14 protein-coding genes are annotated in these 21,134 nt (G+C 71.3%); 9 read left to right on the forward strand and 5 right to left on the reverse strand.

Features of this window, described 5'->3' with window-relative positions:
• From ACZ4WH_RS17655 to ACZ4WH_RS17665, 3 genes are all read right to left on the reverse strand, one after another.
• Positions 1 to 2,614 (reverse strand): amino acid adenylation domain-containing protein (locus ACZ4WH_RS17655; RefSeq protein WP_468181312.1); only part of this gene is annotated, 2,614 nt, incomplete at its 3' end.
• Positions 2,615 to 2,746: 132 nt separating this feature from the next.
• The gene (locus ACZ4WH_RS17660) at positions 2,747 to 3,568 is read right to left on the reverse strand and encodes a Rossmann-like domain-containing protein (RefSeq protein ID WP_468181314.1); all 822 of its coding nucleotides are present in this window, start codon (positions 3,566 to 3,568) and stop codon (positions 2,747 to 2,749) included.
• 19 nt (positions 3,569 to 3,587) lie between these two features.
• On the reverse strand, positions 3,588 to 5,399 hold the full coding sequence (locus tag ACZ4WH_RS17665; RefSeq protein ID WP_468181316.1) for a B12-binding domain-containing radical SAM protein: 1,812 nt from the start codon (positions 5,397 to 5,399) through the stop codon (positions 3,588 to 3,590).
• Between the two features lie 315 nt (positions 5,400 to 5,714).
• Here ACZ4WH_RS17665 and ACZ4WH_RS17670 point away from each other — a divergent pair, with 315 nt between their 5' ends.
• The 6 genes from ACZ4WH_RS17670 (at position 5,715) to ACZ4WH_RS17695 (ending at position 12,962) form a co-directional block, all read left to right on the forward strand.
• A complete protein-coding gene (locus ACZ4WH_RS17670) occupies positions 5,715 to 7,811 on the forward strand; it encodes an HAD-IIIC family phosphatase (protein WP_468181318.1) in 2,097 nt (698 codons plus the stop codon).
• Positions 7,808 to 8,047: an acyl carrier protein gene (locus ACZ4WH_RS17675; RefSeq protein WP_468181320.1), complete on the forward strand. Its 240-nt coding sequence runs from the start codon at positions 7,808 to 7,810 to the stop codon at positions 8,045 to 8,047. Before ACZ4WH_RS17670 ends, ACZ4WH_RS17675 begins: the two co-directional genes overlap by 4 nt.
• Positions 8,044 to 9,330, forward strand: a complete 1,287-nt coding sequence (locus tag ACZ4WH_RS17680; RefSeq protein WP_468181322.1) for a cation:proton antiporter domain-containing protein — start codon at positions 8,044 to 8,046, stop codon at positions 9,328 to 9,330. The genes ACZ4WH_RS17675 and ACZ4WH_RS17680 overlap by 4 nt, the downstream gene beginning before the upstream one ends.
• A 244-nt stretch (positions 9,331 to 9,574) precedes the next feature.
• Positions 9,575 to 11,047: a sugar transferase gene (locus tag ACZ4WH_RS17685; protein WP_468181324.1), complete on the forward strand. Its 1,473-nt coding sequence runs from the start codon at positions 9,575 to 9,577 to the stop codon at positions 11,045 to 11,047.
• Positions 11,048 to 11,211: 164 nt separating this feature from the next.
• Positions 11,212 to 11,754, forward strand: coding sequence for an LbetaH domain-containing protein (locus ACZ4WH_RS17690; protein ID WP_468181481.1), 543 nt, complete (start codon positions 11,212 to 11,214; stop codon positions 11,752 to 11,754).
• Positions 11,751 to 12,962: a glycosyltransferase gene (locus ACZ4WH_RS17695; RefSeq protein WP_468181326.1), complete on the forward strand. Its 1,212-nt coding sequence runs from the start codon at positions 11,751 to 11,753 to the stop codon at positions 12,960 to 12,962. The genes ACZ4WH_RS17690 and ACZ4WH_RS17695 overlap by 4 nt, the downstream gene beginning before the upstream one ends.
• A 973-nt stretch (positions 12,963 to 13,935) precedes the next feature.
• Here the strand turns inward: ACZ4WH_RS17695 and ACZ4WH_RS17700 are convergent.
• Together ACZ4WH_RS17700 and ACZ4WH_RS17705 are read right to left on the reverse strand one after the other, a co-directional pair.
• Positions 13,936 to 15,147, reverse strand: coding sequence for a glycosyltransferase family 4 protein (locus ACZ4WH_RS17700; protein WP_468181328.1), 1,212 nt, complete (start codon positions 15,145 to 15,147; stop codon positions 13,936 to 13,938).
• Between the two features lie 32 nt (positions 15,148 to 15,179).
• Positions 15,180 to 16,160 carry an NAD-dependent epimerase/dehydratase family protein gene (locus ACZ4WH_RS17705; protein WP_468181330.1) on the reverse strand — a complete coding sequence of 327 codons (981 nt, stop codon included), beginning with the start codon at positions 16,158 to 16,160 and terminating at the stop codon, positions 15,180 to 15,182.
• A 263-nt stretch (positions 16,161 to 16,423) separates the two neighbouring features.
• Between ACZ4WH_RS17705 and ACZ4WH_RS17710 the strand changes: the two genes are divergently transcribed.
• From ACZ4WH_RS17710 to ACZ4WH_RS17720, 3 genes are read left to right on the forward strand one after another with little or no spacing between them, the layout of a single operon-like run.
• The gene (locus tag ACZ4WH_RS17710; protein WP_468181332.1) at positions 16,424 to 17,893 is read left to right on the forward strand and encodes a hypothetical protein; all 1,470 of its coding nucleotides are present in this window, start codon (positions 16,424 to 16,426) and stop codon (positions 17,891 to 17,893) included.
• Entirely contained in the window at positions 17,890 to 19,479 is a 1,590-nt protein-coding gene (locus tag ACZ4WH_RS17715) for a hypothetical protein (protein ID WP_468181334.1), read from the forward strand. The genes ACZ4WH_RS17710 and ACZ4WH_RS17715 overlap by 4 nt, the downstream gene beginning before the upstream one ends.
• Complete coding sequence (locus tag ACZ4WH_RS17720) at positions 19,476 to 21,008, forward strand: oligosaccharide flippase family protein (RefSeq protein ID WP_468181336.1); 1,533 nt, start codon at positions 19,476 to 19,478, stop codon at positions 21,006 to 21,008. Before ACZ4WH_RS17715 ends, ACZ4WH_RS17720 begins: the two co-directional genes overlap by 4 nt.
• The last annotated feature ends 126 nt before the right edge of the window (positions 21,009 to 21,134 follow it).

Consider the following 21,134-nt stretch of genomic DNA (forward strand, 5'->3'; position numbering starts at 1 on the left):
CACCCAGACGCGTGAACAACGCCGCCAACGACGCCTGCAACACCATGAACACACTGACACCACACTCACGCGCCAGCGCCACCACACCCCCGTGCACCCCCGCACCGAGGACGAACGGACTCACCCCACCCCGCGACGACGCCACCGCCGGACGCGGCCGGTCGAACGGCAGACTCACCTGCTCCGGCAACCCCGCCAAAGCCTCACGCCAGAACGCCACCTGCGCACTGAACAAACTCCCCGGATCATCCTGCGACCCCAACAACTCCCGCTGCCACACCGCGTAATCCGCGTACTGCACCGGCAACGGCTCCCACACCGGCACCTCACCCCGGCACCGCGCACCATAAGCCTGCGCAAGATCACGCGTCAGCGGCCCCAACGACCAACCATCACCCGCGATGTGATGCAACACCAGCAACAACACATGCTCCCGCGGACCCAACGCGAACACCTCGGCCCGCAACGGAAGCTCACGCTCCAGATCAAACCCGCGCCGAGCCGAAGCCGCCAGGACAGCAGGCAGTCGCTCCTCGGACATCTCCGTCGTCGAGAACGGTATCTGAGTGTCAGTCAGCACCAACTGAGCGGGAACACCGTCCACTTCCGGGAACAACGTCCGCAAACTCTCATGCCGGGTGACCACGTCACCCAGCGCCGCCCGCAACGCCTCCCGGTCCAACTCCCCCGACAGCCGCAGCGCCAGAGGGATGTTGTAGGCGGGCGAGTCCTCGAACTTCTGGAGGAACCACAGCCGCCGCTGGGCGTACGACAGCGGTACCGGATCGGGCCGTTCCATCGGCTGCACCGGGGGACGTACGGCCGCGGAGCTGTCGATGCGCCGGGAGAGGCCCTCGACGGTGGGTGACTGGAACAGCATCCGGATGGTCAGTTCGGCGCCCAGGGTGGCCCGGATGCGGTTGATCAGGCGGGTGGCCATGAGCGAGTGGCCACCGAGGTCGAAGAAGCTGTCGTCCACGCCGACCGAGGGCAGACCCAGCACCTCGGCGAAGAGGTCGCAGAGGATCTCCTCCTGCGGATTGCGGGGCCGGCGGCCCATCGAGATCGTCCCGGCGTCGGGTTCCGGCAGCGCGGCGCGGTCGAGCTTGCCGTTCGCGTTCAGCGGGAAGGTGTCCAGGACGACGAAGGCGGACGGGACCATGTGCTCCGGCAGCCGCCGCTGGAGGTAGTCCCGCAGCAGCCTGGCGAAGGCGAACTCGCGCTCGGCCAGCTCCTCGTCCTGCTCCGCGATGACGTAGCCGACCAGGCGCTTGTCCCCGGGGCGGTCCTCGCGCAGCGCCACCACGGACCGGGCGACGGCGGGATGCTCGGCCAGCACCGCTTCGATCTCGCCCAGCTCGATGCGGAAGCCGCGCAGCTTGACCTGGCCGTCGGCGCGGCCCACGAACTCCAGGCGGCGGTCGGAGCGCCAGCGGACGAGGTCGCCCGTCCGGTACATCCGCTCGCCGGGTTCGCCGAAGGGGTTGGCCACGAACCGGGAGGCGGTCAGGCCGGGGCGGGCGAGGTAGCCGCGGCCGAGTCCGGCTCCGGCGACGTACAGCTCTCCGGTGACTCCGGGGAGCACCGGGCGCAGCGAGGCGTCCAGGACGAAGACCCGTGAGCCGTCGACCGGGCGCCCGATCGACGGAGGGTTTCCGTCCGGTTCCACGTAGCCGACGGTGGCGTGCACGGTGGTCTCGGTCGGCCCGTAGATGTTGACCGCGCGGCAGCCGGGCAGCACCTCGTGCAGTTCGGAGACGGCGCGCGCCGACAGGGCCTCGCCGCCGAACACCACGCGGCGCAGGGCGAGCCGGGGCCAGATGCCCGTCTCGGCGCCGGCGGCCAGCAGCTCGTCGAAGGCGGACGGCGTCTGGCTGAGGACGGTGACCTGCTCCCGGGCGAGCAGGTCGAGCAGTTCGCCGGGCGCGCGGCTGACGTCCCGCGGTACGACCACGAGCCGCGCCCCGGTGAGCAGGGCTCCCCAGATCTCCCACACGGAGAAGTCGAAGGCGTACGAGTGGAACCACGCCCAGACGTCCGAGGGGCCGCACTCCAGCCAGTGGTCCTCGCGGCGGAAGAGCCGCAGCGCGTTGGCGTGCGTGGTCAGCACGCCCTTGGGGACGCCGGTCGATCCGGAGGTGTAGATGACGTACGCCGCCTGGCCGGCGTCGCGGGTGCCTCCGCGCTCGTCGTCGCCGACCGGTCCGTCGCTCAGCCCGGCCAGGCCGGCGGCCGTGTCCTGGTCGTCCAGCACGAGGACGGGGACGTCGAGCGAGGGCAGGCCGGGGGCCGTCGCGGCGTCGGTGAGGACGCAGACGGGGGCGGAGTCACGGACGATCAGCGAGATGCGCTCGGCGGGATGGTCGGGGCTGACGGGCACGTACGCGGCGCCCGACTTGACCACGGCGAGCAGGGCGACGACGGTGTCCGCTGTTCTGCCGAGGACCAGCGCGACCATGCGCTCGGGCCCCGCTCCACCGGCCAGCAGCCGCCGGGCCAACCGGTTGGCCCGGGCGTCGAGTTCGGCGTAGGAGAGCCGTTCGTCGCCGCAGACGACAGCGGTCGCGGACGGATTGCGCCGCGCCCGCTCCTCGAACAGTTCACCGAGGCTCATGTCTTGCACTCCTAGCGACGAGTCAGCGGCTGAGCCACCGTCGGTTCGAATGGCGATCGTACCAATGTGCTGTCGAACAAATTGCCGAAATAAAATTCTGATGGAGCATCAAGAAGCTTGCGCGCGCGGGCTTTACGCCTCGGCGTCCTTGCGGTGGATCTCCAGCGTCGAGGGCCCCTGGAAGAGATACTGCGGCTGCGGTTCGGCGATGACGGCGTCGATTCCGAGGGTGCGGCAGTACTCCTGGGCGAAATGGCAGCCGGACACCGCGAAAATCACCAGTCTCGTGTGGTGTTGACGTGCCGTCATGACGAGTTCTTCGAGCGTTTCACTGGCCAGGGTCTCCCCGCACACCAGCGCGACATCGCTCTCCGCGACGAGCCGGGCGCTCTCGTCGCCGGACACCACGGGGACTCCGAGGACCCCGCGCTCGATCAGCTCCGGGTCGAAGTCGCTCGCCGTGAGGGAGACGTCCTCCTTCTGGAGGAAGTGGATCAGGTTGCCCATGACCCCGACCTGGGCGACCCGGCGTCCCCCGGTGCGGCGCAGCTGCTCCATCGCCTCGCCGACCACGACCTCGGCCCGGGTCAGCGCCTTGCGCTCCGGCGTACCGTCGATGGTCAGCATCCGGTACGGCTCGCGGGGCAGGACGCCGAACGCGGCGTCGAGGATCGCGATGTCCTCCGCGACCGTGCCGCCGCGCACCTCGCGCGCGTCCCGGCCGATCAGCGCGTCGTGCGCCTCCCCCAGCCCGATGGTCCCGAAGTCGGCGTAGCAACAGCCCTGGCGCACCGTCTGCGCCATGACGAAGCTGTACACCATGAACCGCTCGTACGCCGTGGGCTGGGACCGGTAGTCCACCCCCCACATGCTGCGCAGCACGAAATCCTCGTCCGGCAGCCCCTTGCCGCGCTCGGCGACCACCGCACGCAGCGTGTCCAGGATCTTCTCCATGCCCATGCCCCCTCAGGCCTCATACGGTGACCGCGGCGGCGGTCCGGGTCTCCGGCTCCGCGGAGTTGCGCACGGTGCCCCAGCGTTTCGCGGTGGCCTCGTGGATGAACCAGACCTCCTCCTCGCTCAGCCGCAGCGAGACCACCCCCGGGAACGCCTCCTCGAAGAAGGTGTAGGGCGGGCGGTTCTCCACGTCCGGAGAGTGGTAGTCGAGCTTCTCCGTCATCCCGTGCGCCCTGGTGATGGGGGTGCCGGGGTGGTACGTCAGGATGTTGGGGCTGGCCAGGACCAGCAGGCCGTCGTCGATGAGCTGCCCCACCTCGGCGACCGTCTCCTCGATGGTCTGCCGGGTCTCGCCCTCCAGGCCGAACAGCACCGAGCTGCCCACGGGGATGCCGGCGTCCCGGACACGTTCCAGGGCCATGCGCACCTTGGCCTTCCAGGGGAAGTCGGCGATGCGGCGGACGTTCTTGTGCACGTGCTGCATCACCTCGGCCGACATGCTCTCGATGCCCATGTAGAGGTAGGTGCAGCCGGCCTCGCGGAGCGCGTCCAGGACCTCCCGGACGTCCTGCTCCTTGTGCAGTGTGGTCAGCAGGTCGGCCGTCACCTGACAGCCGAACTGGAGATTCCGCAGGCGCTCCCAGTCCCCTTCGTCCCTGATCCACTTCCGGCAGCGCTCCGGCAGCTCCTCGGGCCCCGTCGCGGCGCGGGCCGTCCGGAGCGCCGTACAGAAGGCACGGATGGCCGGGAAGGTGCCGCTCCAGAAGATGGAGTCGTCGAAGAAGACGGCCTCCGCGCCGTAGCTCACGTACTCGCAGACCCGCTCCAGCGCCGCCTCGGCCGGCGACCTGCCGAAGCGCTTGAGGCCGCCCGCGAGCACCGCCGACTCCGAGCAGAAGTCGCAGTGGTACGGGCACGCGTTGGAGACGGTCATATGGGCCGTGCGGGCGGCGCTGCCGTCGGCCAGCGGGAAGACGGGGAAGCGGGAGCGGACGGCGAAGCCCTGGTACGGGGAGGGCAGGTCGGCCAGGTCGAACTGGGGGCCCCGGACGGGGAAGGCCTCCACGGCCTCGGGCAGCACGGCGCAGATCAGGGACGAGCCGGGTATGCGCTCACCGGCGGCTCCCAGCAGGTCGAGCATCCGTACGACATCGCCGACGCGGGCCCGGGTGCGCCCCAGGTCCATGGCGAGGGCGACGGCCCGCATCAGCAGGTCGAGCGCGAAGTAGCCCTCGCCGGACACCAGGAAGTCCACGACCGGACCGACCCGGCCTTCGTCGATGGCGCGCAGGGTGCTGCTGTGCTCCAGCGCGAGGGTCTTCTCGGCGGGCACGTACCGCATCGTCTCGTCGATGTGGCGGCCACCGAAGACCACCAGGCAGTCGGGCACCACGTCGCGGGCGACGGCCGCCATCTCCAGGGCGTAGCGATGCCCGGGCGAGACCGTGCTGATCAGTAAGACCCTCGGGCGGCGGCGGGCGAGTTCGGCGCGCAGGTCGGCCCGCGCCCGGTCGTCCCACACCCTGGGGTCGAAGACGGTGTGGTCGGGTGTGCTGTCGTTCTCGTCCCACGGGCGCAGGCCGTGTTCCGCGGTCAGCCGCTGCCCTTTCGTCACCGGAGTGCCCCAGTCCGGGCACAGGTCCGAGAACGGCGAGGCCTCTCCGGCGCCGTGCCGGGCCGAACGGAGTCCGTTGTCCACGACCACGCTCAGCGCGGCGTACAGGCACATGGGATCGCCGGGATAGGTGATCTCGCCCTCCACGGAGGTCATCACCGGAGCGAGCGCGGCGAGGACGGGAAATCGCCGCGCGTTCCAGTCGATCCGCACCGGATCACCGTGCCCCGACAATGCCGCCAGCTCCGCGAGTCGACGCTCCCTCAGAATCCCGAGTTCCGTTTGTGCGCCTTCTTTTGACGTCTCATCAGTGTCCCGCGCTCTGGCATAACAGGAGTGAACGGTGACCCTTCGAGTGAGCATGACTTCCCCTTCCGGTGAGCCTGCGGCCGTTCATCGGCATGCGGCGAGCAGGACGAGCGCGGGAGCAGTGACAGAGTGATCGCGGAGTGAACAGGGCGTGGATGTCACGGTCTCGGCAGCCGGACCAGGGGCGGATCGACGCGAACACACGTCTCGTCGGCCCCATTGGCCGCACACGGTCCCGTCACCACAGCCCCCCAACTGTCGCTGCCCGCCTGCTGGTCCCCGGGGACAGAGATCCACCGGTCGGCGAGCAATGTTTTGGATCTTACATGGCTCGACATGATCCTTGGTGACTATCTTCTGACCGCCTACGATCAACTTCGTCGCGTCGTGTCGTGGCGTCAGTTTCCTCTGGACGACAAGGAGTTACGAGTGACAGAAACGCCACTCGCCCGCCTGCGTGCCCTTGCCGGCCAAGGTGGTCTCGCCGAGCACTACGGCTCGGTGGCCGGGATTCTGGCCGACATGGCGTCAGACGGCACCGCCGCCGATCTGATACGTGCCGGTACGCTGCTGAAGCGACTTGACCCCGATCTGATCAAAGAGCGCCATCCCGGGACACAGTTGGTGTCGCTTGCGGTGACGGGTTGGTCCACTCTCGATGGACTGATCGCCCCTCTGACCGCCGAACTCGCCCGGCACGGCTGGGTACTCAACCCCTACGTCAGCGATTTCGCCTCGTATCGCAAGGATTTGAGCGACACGACCGGCCGGCTCTACACCGAGAGCTTCGAAGCCGTGCTCTGTGTCCTGGACCCACAGGCGGTACTCGACCGGCTCCCCGGGCCCTGGAACGCCTCCGACGTGGAGAAGGCGGTATCCGACTTCGGCACGGAACTCGAAGAACTCACCGAGCGTTTCCTCACCGAGGGTTCCGGACGCCTGGTGCTCAACACGATCACTCTGCCGCGTTCAGTGACTCACCAGGTCGTCGATCACGCGACGCGCTGCCACCTGGGCATTGTCTGGCGAGAACTGAACATCCGTCTGCTGAAGCTCGCCACCCGGTCCGACCGCATCGCGGTCATCGACATGGAGCCGCTGGTGGCCGCGAGCGGTCCCCTCAGCGACGCGCGGATGGCGCAGTACGCGAAAATGCGCTTCAGCGACGAGTTGCTTGCCGCATACGCCCGCGAAGTGGCCCACCTGGTCCGCGCGTTCCGTGGCCGGAGCAAGAAAGTCCTGGTCGCGGATCTCGACAACACACTGTGGGACGGCATACTCGGCGACGACGGTCCGGACGGTATCGCCGCCGCCTCGACGCTGCGCGGTGAGGCGTTCGGCGCCTTCCAGCGCGTTATTCGTCAACTTGCCTCGCAAGGCGTGCTGTTGGCTGTGTGCAGCAAGAACGACGAGGCACCCGCCCTCGACGTTCTTTCCAGCCATGCCGATATGACGCTGCGTCAACGGGATTTCGTCAAGATAGTGGCCAACTGGCAGCCGAAGGACCGAAATCTGCGCCTCATCGCCCAGGAACTCGACCTCGGCCTGGACAGCTTCGTCTTCGTCGACGACTCCCCGGCCGAGTGCGGCCTCGTCGCGTCCGCGCTGCCGCAGGTCGCCGTCGTACGACTGGACGACGAACCCGCCCTGCACATCGAGCGGTTGCTCATGGACGACTGGTTCGCGAGCCTGCGGCTCACCGACGAGGACCGGCGCCGGAGCGAGAGTTATCGCACACTGGCGGAACGTCAGCAGCTGCGCGAAGCCGCCGGATCGGCGGAGTCGTACCTCCGGGACCTCGGTGTCACGGTCTCGGTCTCGCGCGCCAAGGGCTTCGAGACCGAGCGGCTCTCGCAACTGACGCTGAGAACCAACCAGTTCAACCTCACCGGTGAGCGCCTGAGCGCGGCGGAGGTCACGGCACGGTGCGCGGACCCCGAGTGCCTGGTGCTCTCCGTACGGTCGGCGGACCGCTTCGGCGACAACGGACTGATCGGCGCCGTCTTCGCCCGCCGCCAGGACAGCGCACTGCACATCGACAACATGTTGCTCAGCTGCCGCGTCTTCGACCGGGGAGTCGAGACGGCGGCCATGGTGTCGCTCCTGGCCTACGCCCGCGCGCACGGTCACACGGCCGTCACCGGGACGTACCGCGCCACCGAGCGCAACCGCCGGTTCGCGGACTTCTACCCCTCGCTCGGTTTCACCCGTGGCGACAGCACCGAGGCGGAGGCCGAGTTCCGCCACAGCCTCGAAGAGGTGCCCGGTGTCCCCGACCATCTCCAGCTCGGCACCGACTTCGAGGAGCCCTCGTGATCACCCGCTCGGCCTTCCTGGACATCGTGCGCGACGAACTGGGACTCCCCCTGGTGGAGTCCGAACTGGGCACGGACTTCGACCAGTTGCTGCACTGGGAGTCGCTTCACGTGCTGCGTCTCGTGGTGGCGCTGGAGCGGGAGACCGGCCACCGCATCTCCGTGAGCCGGCTGCTCACGGAGCAGTCCCTCGAAGGCGTGTACCAGCGGGTCATCGAGGGCGGGGGCGGCCGGTGACGACCTCGCAGACGGTCTACCTCCTCCTGGACCTGGCCCTCATCCTGGGCCTGGCCCGCGTCATGGGCGCGGCGGCGCGCACCCTGGGCCAGCCGTCGGTCATCGGCGAGATCCTGGCCGGCGTACTGCTCGGGCCCACGCTGTTCGGCGAACACCTCTCCGGTGCCCTCTTCCCCACCGAGGTACGGCCGCTGCTGAGTGCGCTCGCCGGTGTGGGCGTCGCGCTCTTCATGTTCATCGTCGGCATGGAGGTCGATCTCGGCATCCTGCGGGGTGGGGGCAAGGTCACCCTGTGGGCCACCCTCTTATCGACCGCGCTGCCACTGGGGCTGGGCGCCGCGCTCGCGTGGCCGCTGATGGGGATGCACGACCACGGTTCGTCCGTGGGCTTCGTGCTGTTCTTCGCGGTCGCGCTGGCCGTGACGGCGTTCCCCGTACTGGCCCGGATCATCGCCGACCGCGAGCTGGCCCACACCCGGCTCGGCACGACCGCTCTGACCTGCGCGGCGATCACCGACCTCTTGGCATGGACCCTGCTGGCGGTGGTCGTGGCCGTCGCCACGGGCAAGCACCTCGACTGGCGCCTGGCACTGCTGGTGCCCTACGTCGCCCTGATGGTCACCGTCGTCCGCCCGCTGCTCCGCCGGGCGAGCGAGCGGGGCACGGGCTCGGAGCCGGGCGGCCCCGGGTCCGGACGGAACTTCCTGGCCGTGGTGCTGGGCGGGCTCCTCGTCTCGGCGGCCTGCACCGAGTGGCTGGGCCTGCACTACATCTTCGGGGCGTTCCTGTTCGGTGCCGTCATGCCCCGGGGCAGCGGCGGCACGCTGCGCGAGGGCGTACTGCAACGGGTCGAGCCGCTGTGCGGCCTGCTCCTGCTGCCCGTGTACTTCGTGCTGTCGGGCCTCAAGGTCGACCTCTCCCGGCTGAACGCGTCGGACCTCGGCGAACTGGCCGCCATCCTCGTCGTGGCCATCACCGGCAAATTTCTCGGCGCCTATCTCGGAGCCCGGCTCGGCGGCCTGGACAGCCGCCACGCCGCCGCGCTCGGCACCCTGCTGAACACCCGCGGACTCACCGAACTGGTGGTGCTCGGGGTGGGCCTGGAACTGGGCGTACTGGACAACAAGCTGTACTCCCTGATGGTGGTGATGGCGGTGACGACCACGGCGATCACGGGCCCCCTGCTCACCCGGATCCTCCGCACGGGGACGCCCGAGCCCCCCGTGTCCCCCGCGCCGGCGGCGGACGACCCGGTGGAGGCGACGGCCGGCAAGTCCGAGTGACGCCGGCACGTCCGGGTCACGCCGCCGAGGCCGGCCACCGGCCGACCGAGCGCCTCAGCCCGCCGTCCCTCCTGCCTGCCCCGAGGCCCAAGGAGCAGACAGGAGGGACGGACTGGAAGGAAGTAAGCAAATCAGACATGAATGCCTATTGCTTGATATAAAGATCGCATGAAGGCGTGACCGGCCCTTGAGCGGGCGATGCGGGCGCGCCGGTTGTCTGAGATGGGAGCTTCTAAGGAGAGGCATGCGGCCCTTCAGAATCGCGGCAGTCCGACAGACACCGGTTCCCGTGCCGCGCCGGCCGGCCCATCCGGAAGGCAGCCGGGCACACTGGTACGGTCCTCTGTCCGTCGGTGTGGATCTGGTCGGCGCGGCACTGCCGGTAGCGGCGGCGATCGTGGAGGTCCACGAGCCCCACCCCCTGCGTCTGGCGGCCGTCGCCGCCCTGGTGTGGCCGCTGATCCGAGTGGTCGGCAAGCGGTACACGCCCTCCGCCTGGGGTGACGGCGGTGGCCTGAGAGCCGTTCTGAGGGACTGGCTGCTGCTGGTCGGCGCGCTGGCGACGCTGCGCGTGCTGTGCGGACTGGAGAGCGTGCCGGCCGAAGCCTTCACGGCGCTGATCCCCGCGCTGGTCCTCACCGCGGCCTGCCACCAGATGATCCACCGTCATCTCCTGGCCGCCCGCCGCCACGGCCGCGCGCTGCGCCACGTCCTGGTGGTCGGAGAAGGCCCGACCATCGACGCGGTGGTCGCACAGCTGGCCCAGCGCACCGACCACGAATACGTGATCGTGGGATCCTGCCCGGTCGGAGAGGACGAGCTGCTCTCCGGTGTCCCCGTGTACGTGCGGCTGCCCCGTGAGGAGCCCGAGACTCCCGAGCAGGACGCCGCGACGGTGCTCGGGGCGGCCGACGGACTCTCCGCCGACCTGGTCTTCGTGGCACCGGGACCGCACCTGTCGGGCGAGCGGCTGCGCCGGCTGTCCTGGGCCGTGCACGACCGGGGCTGCCCGATCGTCGTGCTGCCCGGCATCGTCGAGGTCGCCCGCCGGCGGGTCCGGCTCACCTCGGCGTCCGGGCTCACCCTGCTGCACATCGCGCCGCCGCTGCGCCGTGGCACGCCGACCCTGCTGAAGGCGGCCGTGGACCGCGTGGGCGCGCTGCTGCTGATCCTGCTGCTCTCGCCGCTGCTGCTCCTGCTGGCGCTGGCCGTGCGGCTCAGCTCACCCGGTCCCGCCTTCTATCGCCAGATCCGGGTCGGCCAGAACAACACACCCTTCCCGATGTGGAAGTTCCGCACGATGATCGTCGACGCGGACCGTCTCAAGGACGAGCTGGAGGCGGCGAACGAGAACGACGGCCACATGTTCAAGATGCGCCGCGACCCCCGGGTCACCCCCCTGGGACGCGTCCTGCGCCGCTACTCGCTGGACGAGCTGCCCCAGCTGTTCAACGTCCTCCTCGGCCACATGTCCCTGGTCGGCCCGCGCCCTCCGGTGCCGGAGGAGGTCGTCAAGTACAACCCGGTGGAGATGCGCCGACTGCACGTCAAGCCGGGGCTGACGGGGCTGTGGCAGGTGAGCGGACGGTCGGACCTGTCCTGGCACGAGACGGTCTCGCTCGACCTCCGTTATGTCGACAACTGGTCCCCGGCCATGGACATGAACGTGATGGCCCGCACCGTACGCGCGGTACTGAACGGCCAAGGCGCCTACTGAGGCTCCTCCATCCGGGCAAGCCTGCCGCCAACACGCCTGGATCGCGGGTGATCCGACCGCCGGGGCATGAAGGATCACGCATGTGAACGCCTCGGCCCTCGGGAAGGGACACCGCCATGGCGCAGACCGCGGCCACCCCGCAGCCCGGTGACACCGGGCCGGTCATGACCCACCGGCCCGTCGTGGAGCGATCCCTGCGCGGCTTCACCGGCGCCGGATACGACAAGGGGCGCCCCCCGCTCGTACAGGCCGCCTGGTTCGCCGTCCTCCACCTGGTCTTCGTCAAGTGGTGGTGCCCGGACCGCTGGCGCCCGGTGCTGCTGCGCGCCTTCGGTGCCCGCGTCGGACAGCGGGTGCTGATCCGGCACGGAGTGCGGGTGCACTGGCCGTGGAAGCTGGAGATCGGCGACGACGTGTGGATCGGCGAGGGTGCCTGGATCCTCAACCTCGAGCCCGTCACGATCGGCAGCGACTGCTGTGTCTCCCAGAGCGCGCTGCTGTGCACGGGCAGCCATCGCCCCCGTTCCGCCACGTTCGAGTTCGACAACGGCCCCATCCGGATGGAGCCGGGCAGCTGGGTCGCGGCCCGTGCCGTCGTCCTGCGCGGTGTCACGGTCGGCCGGGGCGCCGTGGTGGGCGCCGGCGCCGTCGCCCACCGGGACCTCGCGCCCGGCGCGGTCCTGACGACGAAGGGACGTACGGCATGAGACTGCTCCACGTGGTGACACTCATCAGCGACGACGGCGCCTTCGGCGGTCCGCCGAGCGTCGCGGTCGCCCAGTCGCAGGAGCTGGCCGCACGCGGTCACGACGTCGCGCTGATGTCGCTGTGGCGGGGCAGCGGCCGGGCACCGGAGCGCGTCGGCGGCGTCCGGCTGCGCTCCCGTCCGGCCCGTACGCTGCTGCCCGGACGGGGCTTCATCGGCCTGCTGCACCCCCTCCTCGTGCGCGACCTGTGGCGGGCCATGGGCGGCGCCGACGTCGTGCACGTCCACGCGGGGCGCGACCTTGTCTCCCTCTCCGCCCTGGCCGTCGCCGCCCTGCGCCGCGTGCCGTGTGTGGCGCAGACGCACGGCATGGTCGAGCCACGCACCGCGCTGCCCGTCCGGCTGTTCGACCTGCTGTACCTGCCGCTGCTGCGCCGGACGCGCGCCTGCTGCGTCCTGACCGAGCACGAGCGCCGGCTGGTGGCGCGGGTGCTGGGGCCGGACGGTCCGCCGCTGCGCATCCTGCCCAACGGCATCCAGCCGGGCCCGGCCGAACCGGCGCCGCGGCAGCCGCGCGAGCCCCATGTACTGTTCCTGGCCCGGATGCATCCCCGTAAGCGGCCCGAGGCCTTCGTGGAGATGGCCAAGCTGGTCCACAAGGAGATGCCCGAGGCCCGATTCACGCTGTACGGCCCCGACGACGGATCGCTGCCCGCCGTACGCCGGCTCATCGACGAGGGGCCAGCGGGCGTGGTCCGCTACGGCGGGGCGCTCGATCCCGCCGAGGCGCGCGAGGCCTATCGGACGGCGGCCGTCCACGTACTGGCGAGCGTGAACGAGCCGTTCGGCATGACCGTCATCGAGGCGCTGGCCGCCGGCACGCCCGTGGTCTGCACCGACACCTGCGGCATCGCCGACGAGCTGGCCCGCCGCGGCGCCGCCCTGGTCACCGACGGCAGCCCCGGGGCCATGGCGGCAGCGGTCCGCCGGCTGCTCGGCGACCCGGAACTGTGCGCCCGGATGGCGGAAGCCGGCCGCCGCGTGGTCGAGGACGTCTACTCCATCGACGCCGTGGCCAACCGGCTGGAGGAGATCTACGCGAGCATCCACCGCGACACCCCGCTCGGCCGAGCCGGTACGGATCACGGGGTACGTCCGACCGACGACCACCCCAGGCAAGAGCGAGCCGCGACAGGCCGGGCCGACTGATCGTCCAAGCCGGGGCACGCCCGACCGGCAGCCACCCCCGCCAGGAACCAACCGCGACGGGCCCGGCTGACTGACCGTCCGAACCGAGATACGTCCGACCGGCAGCCACCCCCGACAGGAACCAACCGCGAAAGGCCCGGCCGACTGATCGTCCAAGCCGGGGCACGCCCGACCGGCAGCCAACCCCGCCAGGAACCAACCGCGACGGGCCCGGCTGACTGACCGTCCGAACCGAGGCACATCCGCCTAACGCCCCCGGCAAGAGCCAGCGCGACAGGCCCGGTCGACTGATCCTCCGAATCGGGATACGCCCGACCGGCAGCCACCCCCGACAGGAGCCCGCCGCGAAAGGCCCGGCCGACTGATCGTCCCAGCCGGGGTACGCCCGGCCGGCGGCCACCCCGCCGGGAACCAACCGCGACGGGCCCCGCCGGCTGATCCTCCGAGCCCGGCCGCCGCACCGAGCCGTTCAGAGCCTGGTCGGCCGCCGGGAAGACCATCCGGTGGGCGCTCGGCCGGGCCCGCTCCCGCGCCCGGCGTACGCCGGGTCACCTGATCCTCCGAGCCGGCCGCCCGATCGCCACCCAAGTCCGGGCCGCGCGGCAGCTGTGCCGCGCTCTCCGGGGCTGTGCCGGTCCGCGAATCCGTGACGGCACCTGTGCGCCCCCGGTGACCGCCCCGCAACCCCCGGATACCGACCCAGCCCTCCCTCGATACCGGCCCAGGACGCCTCGGCACCGGCCCACACCCCAACACCGGCCCCGGAGGCCCCGGCACCGGCCCACGAGGCCGCGGCGCCGGACCCCGAACGCGTCGACGCCGGTCCCCGAACGCGTCGGCGCCAGTCCCCGAGCGGGAGGGTCGCCCCGTCGGCCGTGTGGCCGGCGGCGCAGGGCGGCCCGCCACGTGAGACGCCGTTCAGAGCGAAGACGCCCGTTCAGACGGTGACCGCCCGTCAGAGCGGTGACGCCCGTCAGGGCCGGTAGTGGTTTCCGTCGGCGTCGCTCACGCTGTGGAGGATGTCCTCGAAGCGGGAGGCGCAGCCCTCCAGGGCGAACTCGCGCTCGGCCAGCGCGCGGCTCTCCTTGCCCAGCCGCTCGGCCCGGGCCGGGTCGGACAGGACCTCCCGGACCCAGGCCGCAGCGCCCTCCAGCGCGGGCTCCTCCGGCGCGAAGACCGCCGATCCCGCCTGCCGGAGCAGCCGCGCGGCGAGGTTGTCGGCGGGCATCAGGCCGAGCACCGGCCGCCCGGCGCACAGATAGGACAGCGTCTTGGACGGGACGGAGAACTGCCCCGCCTCCGGACCCAGCAGGACGACGAGGACGTCGCCCGTGCCGAGCACCTCGGGCAGCCGCTCATAGGGCTGGAAGGGCAGCAGGGTCAGCTCGACGCCCCGCGCCGCGGCGGCGTCCCTGAGGACGGGTACGGCAGGACCGTCGTTGACGACGACGAGACGTACCGGACTTCCCTGCTCACGCAGCCGCTCGGCCAGCCGCACCAGCAGCGCCGGGTTGTGTTTCAGCCCGAGCGTGCCCGAGTACAGCAGCGTCCGCACGTCGTTCAGACCGTGCTCCGCCGACCAGCCGTTGGCCCGTGCCACCGGGACGATCTCGTCCAGCGGCGCCCAGTTGGGAATGACGGTGACCTTGTCGGCGGTGCCCCACTGCTCGTGGACCCGCACGAAGGAGTCGGCGATCACCACGATGGCCGCGGCCTGCCGCGCCGACCACTTCTCCCCCGCCCCGAACACCTTGGCCGCCACGCCCATCGACTTGGCGACATCGGCGGCGGCGAAGCTCTTCAGCGCGACCGCGGTCACGTCCTGGTGCCACAGCACCCAGGGGATGCGCAGCCTCCGCAGGACGGCCGCGGTCACGACCAGCACCGGGATCGGCAGGTTGGACAGCAGCGCCACGTCGGGCTTCTCGCGGCGGACCTGCCGGGCCAGTTCGAGCCCCAGCCGGGTCTCCTGGCCGAGCCGGCGGAAGTAGGCGTCCTTGCGCAGCCTGACGCCGTCCCCGATGGTGGCGAAGCGCAGGCCCGCGGCGGGTGCGGCGAGGTCGCCCTTGCCGGAGACGTAGGCCGTGCACGTCGAGTGGACGACCTCGTGTCCGCGGCGCGCCAGTTCCCGGCTCAGCTGGGCCTGGAACGGGTGGCCGCTGTAGTCGTGGACGAGGATCCTCATCGTCTCTTCGTGTCCTCGCGACGCGTCGGAGGTCACTGGTGGGAGCGCTTGACCTGGTCGTAGACCCAGGCGTAGGTCTGCTCCAGTCCGTCGGCCAGGGAGACCGACGGCTCCCAGCCGTAGATCTCCCGGATCAGGGTGTTGTCGGAGTTGCGGCCGCGCACGCCCTGGGGGGCGTCCAGCCGGTAGCTGCGCTCGCAGCGGATGCCGGCGATCCGCTCGACGATGTCGACGAGTTGGTTGATGGTCACCAGCTCCGAGGAGCCGAGGTTGACCGGGACGCCGCTGTCCCCCTTCATGATCATCTGGGTGCCGTGCAGGCAGTCGTCGATGTACATGAAGGAACGCGTCTGCCGGCCGTCGCCCCAGATCTCGATCCGGTGGTCGCCGGAGAGCACCGCCTCGGCCACCTTCCGGCACACCGCGGCGGGGGCCTTCTCCCGGCCGCCCGCCCAGGTGCCGTGCGGGCCGTACACGTTGTGGTAGCGGGCGACGCGGGTGGTGAACCCGTAGTCCTCCGCGTAGTGGCGGCACATGCGCTCGGAGAAGAGCTTCTCCCAGCCGTAACCGTCCTCCGGCTGCGCCGGGTAGGCGTCCTCCTCGCGCAGCGCGGTGACGTCCGGGTCGGTCTGCTTGCCGGCGGCGTAGACGCAGGCGGAGGAGGAGTAGAAGTAGCGCTCCACCCCGGCCTCGTGCGCGGCCTGGAGCATGTGCGTGCTGGTCAGGACCGACATCATGCAGGCGGCCTTGTTGTTCTCGATGAAGCCCATGCCGCCCATGTCGGCGGCCAGCATGTACACCTGCTGTGCGCCCCGGACGCCCGCGCGCGCGTTCTCCAGGAGCGACAGGTCGGCGATCACGTTCTCCGCGGCGTCGTGGACCTGGTACCACTCGTGCCGGGGCTTGATGTCGATGGAGCGGACGGTCAGCCCCTGGGCCAGGAGGGCGCCCACGAGATGGCCCCCGATGAATCCCCCGCCACCGGCAACGACGACGTCGACCTGCTCGCCCATGGGCAACTCCTTTGTCCGAAGATCAGACGACCTGGTGCGATCAAGGAATGCACATTTGTCCTGATTTTCGGCAAATGGCACGCCGACCGGTCTCCCCGCGTCACCCGATGACGGTGCTGCGCGGACAGCCGCGTGGAGCCCCCGGATTCGCGCGCGCCTGTACGGCTCCATGAGGCATGGGCGCTATAACCCTTTTGATGAGCGTTCAGGCGAAATACCCGGATGGTGAAGACCTTGGGCGGCGAAAGGCTCCCGTCCGCAGTGTGGCCGCGGTCTCCCTCTGGGCCGTGGCGCTGCTGGTCCTGCTGCCGGGGCTGATCCTCCAGTCGGACGGCGCGCACCTGTCGGTCGCGCTCGCCGCGCAGGGTGTGGTGCTGGCGCACACCGGTGTGGTCCTCATCCGCGTGCTCACCGCGACGACGGTGCGGCTCACCGCCCTCGGCTTCTGGGTCTTCGCCTACATCTGGCTCGGCCTCGCGCCCCTGGCGCAGCTCGTCACCGACACCTACCCATGGGCCTACCGGACCGGCCAGGGGACCGCCCTGACGGCCGTGGCCGTCGTCGAACTCGGGCTCCTCGCCCACAGCGCGGGAGCCACCGTCGCCGCCCGCCGGGAGCGCACCCGCGCGGCCGGGTCCGCCGCCTGCCCGTCGGGGCCGGTGGAACGGCTGCTGTCCCGCCGCCTCGCGCCCTGGCGCCTGCTGTCGCTGTGCGGGCTCGCCGTCGCCCTGGCGGCCCTGCTCATCCCCACCCAACCGGGCGGTCTCACCGCCTACTTCACGAGCCGTCAGGCACTGCGCGAGGCGGGCTTCACCGACGGTTCGGACGGCGCGTTCCTGTCGGCCCTGCGCAGCTGGTCCCTGTCCGTGCCCGCGTTCTGGGCGCTGCTGGGCCTGCTGTACGTACCGCGCGCGCCCGGCGGTGACCGTCTGCTGCGCGGCATCCGCCGGCTGCTGCTGCCGCTGCTCCTCGCACTGAACGTCGTCGTCAACAACCCCGTCAGCAAACCTCGGTTCTGGTTCGGCACGGTCGTGCTGACCCTGCTGTTCGCCGTTCCCCGGCTGTGCCGGCCCCGCGCCTTCCGCGTCATCGCGGCCACGCTCATGGCGACCGTGCTGCTGGTCTTCCCTTACAGCGACTACTTCCGCTACAGCGACCGGGAGCAGTTCACCGTCGTCTCCCTGTCCGCGCAGTTCACGACCAACGGCGACTACGACGCCTTCCAGCAGGTGCAGACCGGCATCGACCTCGCGCGGGACGAGGGTTTCTCACCGCAGGGGGTGCTGGGTCCCGCGCTGTTCTGGGTGCCGCGCTCGGTGTGGCCGGACAAACCGGGGGACACCGGCATCACCCTCGCCCAGTACGCCGGCTACGACTTCCTCAACCTCTCCGCCCCGCTGTGGATCGAGAGTTACCTGTGGGCCGGCCCGCCCGCCGTGGCCGCCGTGTTCTTCCTGCTCGGCGCGGCCGGACGGCGCATGGACGACGTACGCCACCGGTTCCGCGACCGGGCGGGCACCCTCGCGACCTTCCTGGTCCCGGCCTTCGCCTTCTACCAGATGATCTTCCTGCGCGGCAGCCTGCTCGGGATCGTCGGCCCGCTGACGCTGCTGGTGACCATTCCGCTGCTCATCACCACCCCCACCGCCCGCGTGTCCCGGCTTGTCCCGTCGGCGCTGCCGACCGCACCCACCCGCCCCGCACAGCTCCCCCGAACAGGAGGGCACCCGTGACCGGCCCCATCCACCCCTACGACCGGTACGACGAGCCGGACCAGCTACGCGACCAACTACGCCGACTCCTGCGCCACCGCGTCGCCATCGCCCTGGGGATCGTCCTGGGACTGCTCGGCGGCGCCGCCCTGGCCCTCTCCCGCGCCCACACCTACACCTCCACCAGCGAAGTCCTCGTACGCTCCACCGCCGACCCCTTCGGCACGGTCAGCGTGGCCGCCGACAACCAGGTCAGCATGGGCACCGAGCAGCAGATCGCCGCCAGCACCGCGGTCGCCGTCCGCGCGGCACGCATCCTCGGCCAGGCCGACAGCAAGGCGGCCGCGCTCGAGGAGGATCTGCGGATCACCAACCAGGGGAAGTCCCAGGTGCTGCGCTTCGAGTTCACCGCCCGCACGCCGGGGCGCGCCGCGCGTGGCGCCAACGCCTTCGCCGAGGCCTATCTGGCCGACCGCAAGGCCCGTAACGAAGCCGCCGTACAGCGGGCCACCCGCAGCGTGCAGCAGCAGATCAAGACGGTGCAGGCGGCCAAGGCCAAGGAGGACACGGAGGACGACGCCGCCAAGGCCTTGCAGAGCCAGCTGGACACCCTGCACAAGCGCATCGTCGACATCAACTCCCGCGACACCGAGGGAGGCGACGTCGTCCGCCACGGCGATGCGCCCCGCCGGCCCTCGGTGCCCGGCTGGCCGACCCTGCTCATGCTCGGACTGGCGAGCGGACTGGCCCTCGGCATCCTGCTGGCCTGGCTGCGCTCCGCCCTCGACACCCGGGTCCGGTCGGCCGACGAGGCCCGGGCCGCGCTGCGCTCCCCGGTGCTCGGTCTGCTTCCGTCCGGGCGCGACGAGGACGACGAGCTGCTCACGGTCGGCCGGCAGGGCGGTGACCGGGCCGAGACCCTCCGCGCCCTCGCCTACCGCATGCGCCGGACCGGTCTGCCCGCCGGCACCGGCCGGCTCCTCGTCGTGGCCCCCCGGCGCGGTGCCGCCACCGAGGAGGTCGCCGTGAACCTGGCCGCGGCCCTCGCGGAGTGCGGCGACGAGGTGCTGCTGGTGGACGCCGACCCCGGCACTCCCGCCCTCACGGCCCGGCTGCCGCTGCTGCCGGACGACGCCCGCACACCCGAGGAGTTCTCCTCCCTGCCCGACGGGAGCCGCCTCGTCGACGCCGGGACCGCCGGGCGGTTCGCCTGCTGCGCGGGCGGCGGCAGCGGTTCGCCGGCCGAGGCGGGCGTGTCCGCCGCCGTCCAGCGGATGCCGGCCGGGTCCGACTCCCGCACCGCCGTCGTCGTCACCCGGCCGCTCCTGGAGCACGCCGACGCTCTCGCCCTCGCCCAGCGCGTCGACGGCGTCCTGCTGGTCGCCGGCCTCGGCACCACCCGGCGGGACGACCTCAAGCGGGTGTACGAGCTGATCGACTGCTCCGGCGGGACCCTACTCGGCGCCGTGCTCGACGCCGGCCGTCGGCGCGGACGTCTGCGTGCCGTCCTGCGCCGCCGCCCCGGGCGCCGCCCGGAGACGGAGGCCACCACACCGGTCGTGCAGCTTCCGGCGCAGGACGACACGCTCTCGGTCTCCCGCGGATGACCGCCCCGGAAGCGACCGCCCCCGCCCCCGCCGCCCCGAACAGCGTCACCGCCGCCGCGCGGGGCGGGTGGTGGGGGGTGGCGGGTTCCGCGACCAACGCCGTCTTCGCCTTCGTCTTCGTCGGCCTGATCACCCGCGCCCTCGGAGCGCAGGGAGCGGGTGCGGTCTTCACGGGCGTGGCCCTGTTCACCATCCTCGGCAACGCCTGCAAGCTCGGTGCCGACACCGGGCTCGTCCGTTTCGTCTCGCGCGACCTCGCGGTGGGCGGCGGCCGCTCGGTGGGCGGTCTGCTGCGCGCGGCCCTCGTACCCGCGGTCGTGGCCAGTACGGCGGCCGCCCTGCCGCTGCTGCTGTGCCCCGCGGTGGCCACCACGCTCCTGCCGCACCTGCGGCCGGCCGACGCGGTCACCCTGGTCCGGCTCTTCGGGCTGTTCCTGCCCGTCGCCACCGTCGGACTGGTGCTGCTCGGCGCCAATCAGGGCCACGGCACCGTGGTGCCGTTCGTCGGCGTGGAGCAGATCGGCAAACCCGTGCTGCGGGTGCTGATCGCCGTCCCGGTGGCCGCGTGCGCGCCGGGCCTGCTGCCTCTGGCCGCGGCCTGGTTGCTGCCCGCGCTGGCCGGCACCGTGGCCGCCTGGCTGGCCCTGCGCCACTGGCGCGCCGTCCGCGGCACCGCCCACCCGGCCGTGCGCGGAGCCGTTCCCTGGCGCGCCTTCTGGAGCTTCGCCGCACCCCGCGCGATCTCCTCCGTCTTCGACATCAGCGCGGTCTGGGTCGGCGTCATCCTGCTGTCCGCGCTGGCCACCGGCGCCGAGGCGGGCGTCTACACCGCCATCGGCCGCGTCGTCACCGCGGGCACCCTGCTGCAACTGGCCGTCCGGCTCGCCGTGGCACCCCAGATCAGCCGGCTGCTCGCCGTCGACCAGGTCGCCGAGGCGCGTCATCTGCACCGCGTCTCGACCTGCTGGATCGTGCTCTTCTCCTGGCCGCTGTTCGTCCTCGTCGCCGCCTTCCCCCGGACCGTGCTGTCGGTCTTCGGCCCGGAGTTCGTCCACGGAGCGCCCGCCCTGGTCGTGCTGTGCGGGGCCTCGATGGTCAACGTCGCGGTCGGCAACGCCCAGACCGTGCTGCTGATGTCCGGCAGGAGTTCCTGGCATCTGGCCGTCACCGCCGCGGCGTTCACGGTGCAGCTGACGGTCGGCCTGCTCGCCGTGCCGAGGTGGGGCGTCGTCGGGGCCGCCGTGTCCTGGGGCGCGGCCATCGTCGTGGAGAACCTCTCGGCCGCCCTGCTCATCCGGCTGCGCCTCGGCTTCACGACCGTGGACCGCCGCTACGCCACCGCCCTCAGCGCCGGACTCGCCGTCTCGGTGGTGCTGGCCGCCGTGCGCTCACTGGGAGGTGACACGACGTCAGGACTCGCCGCCGGGATGACCTTGGGTATGGGTGTATTTGGTACTACTTTGTGGTGGTATCGCAGGCCGCTGGGAGTGAGCGAGCTGGTCGGAGTTCTGCGCCGTCGCGCTGCGTGAGCCCGGGCAGGGGCGTGCGGTCCGGGCTCGGCAGGCCCCGTGTCATTCCCCGCGCGTCGCCCAGACCACTGCCATCCGGGGTGTCCATTGCGCCTGAGAAAGCTCCCGCCGAGGGCGGCCGCCAGT

The organism is Streptomyces sp. NPDC029138, from assembly GCF_055564375.1.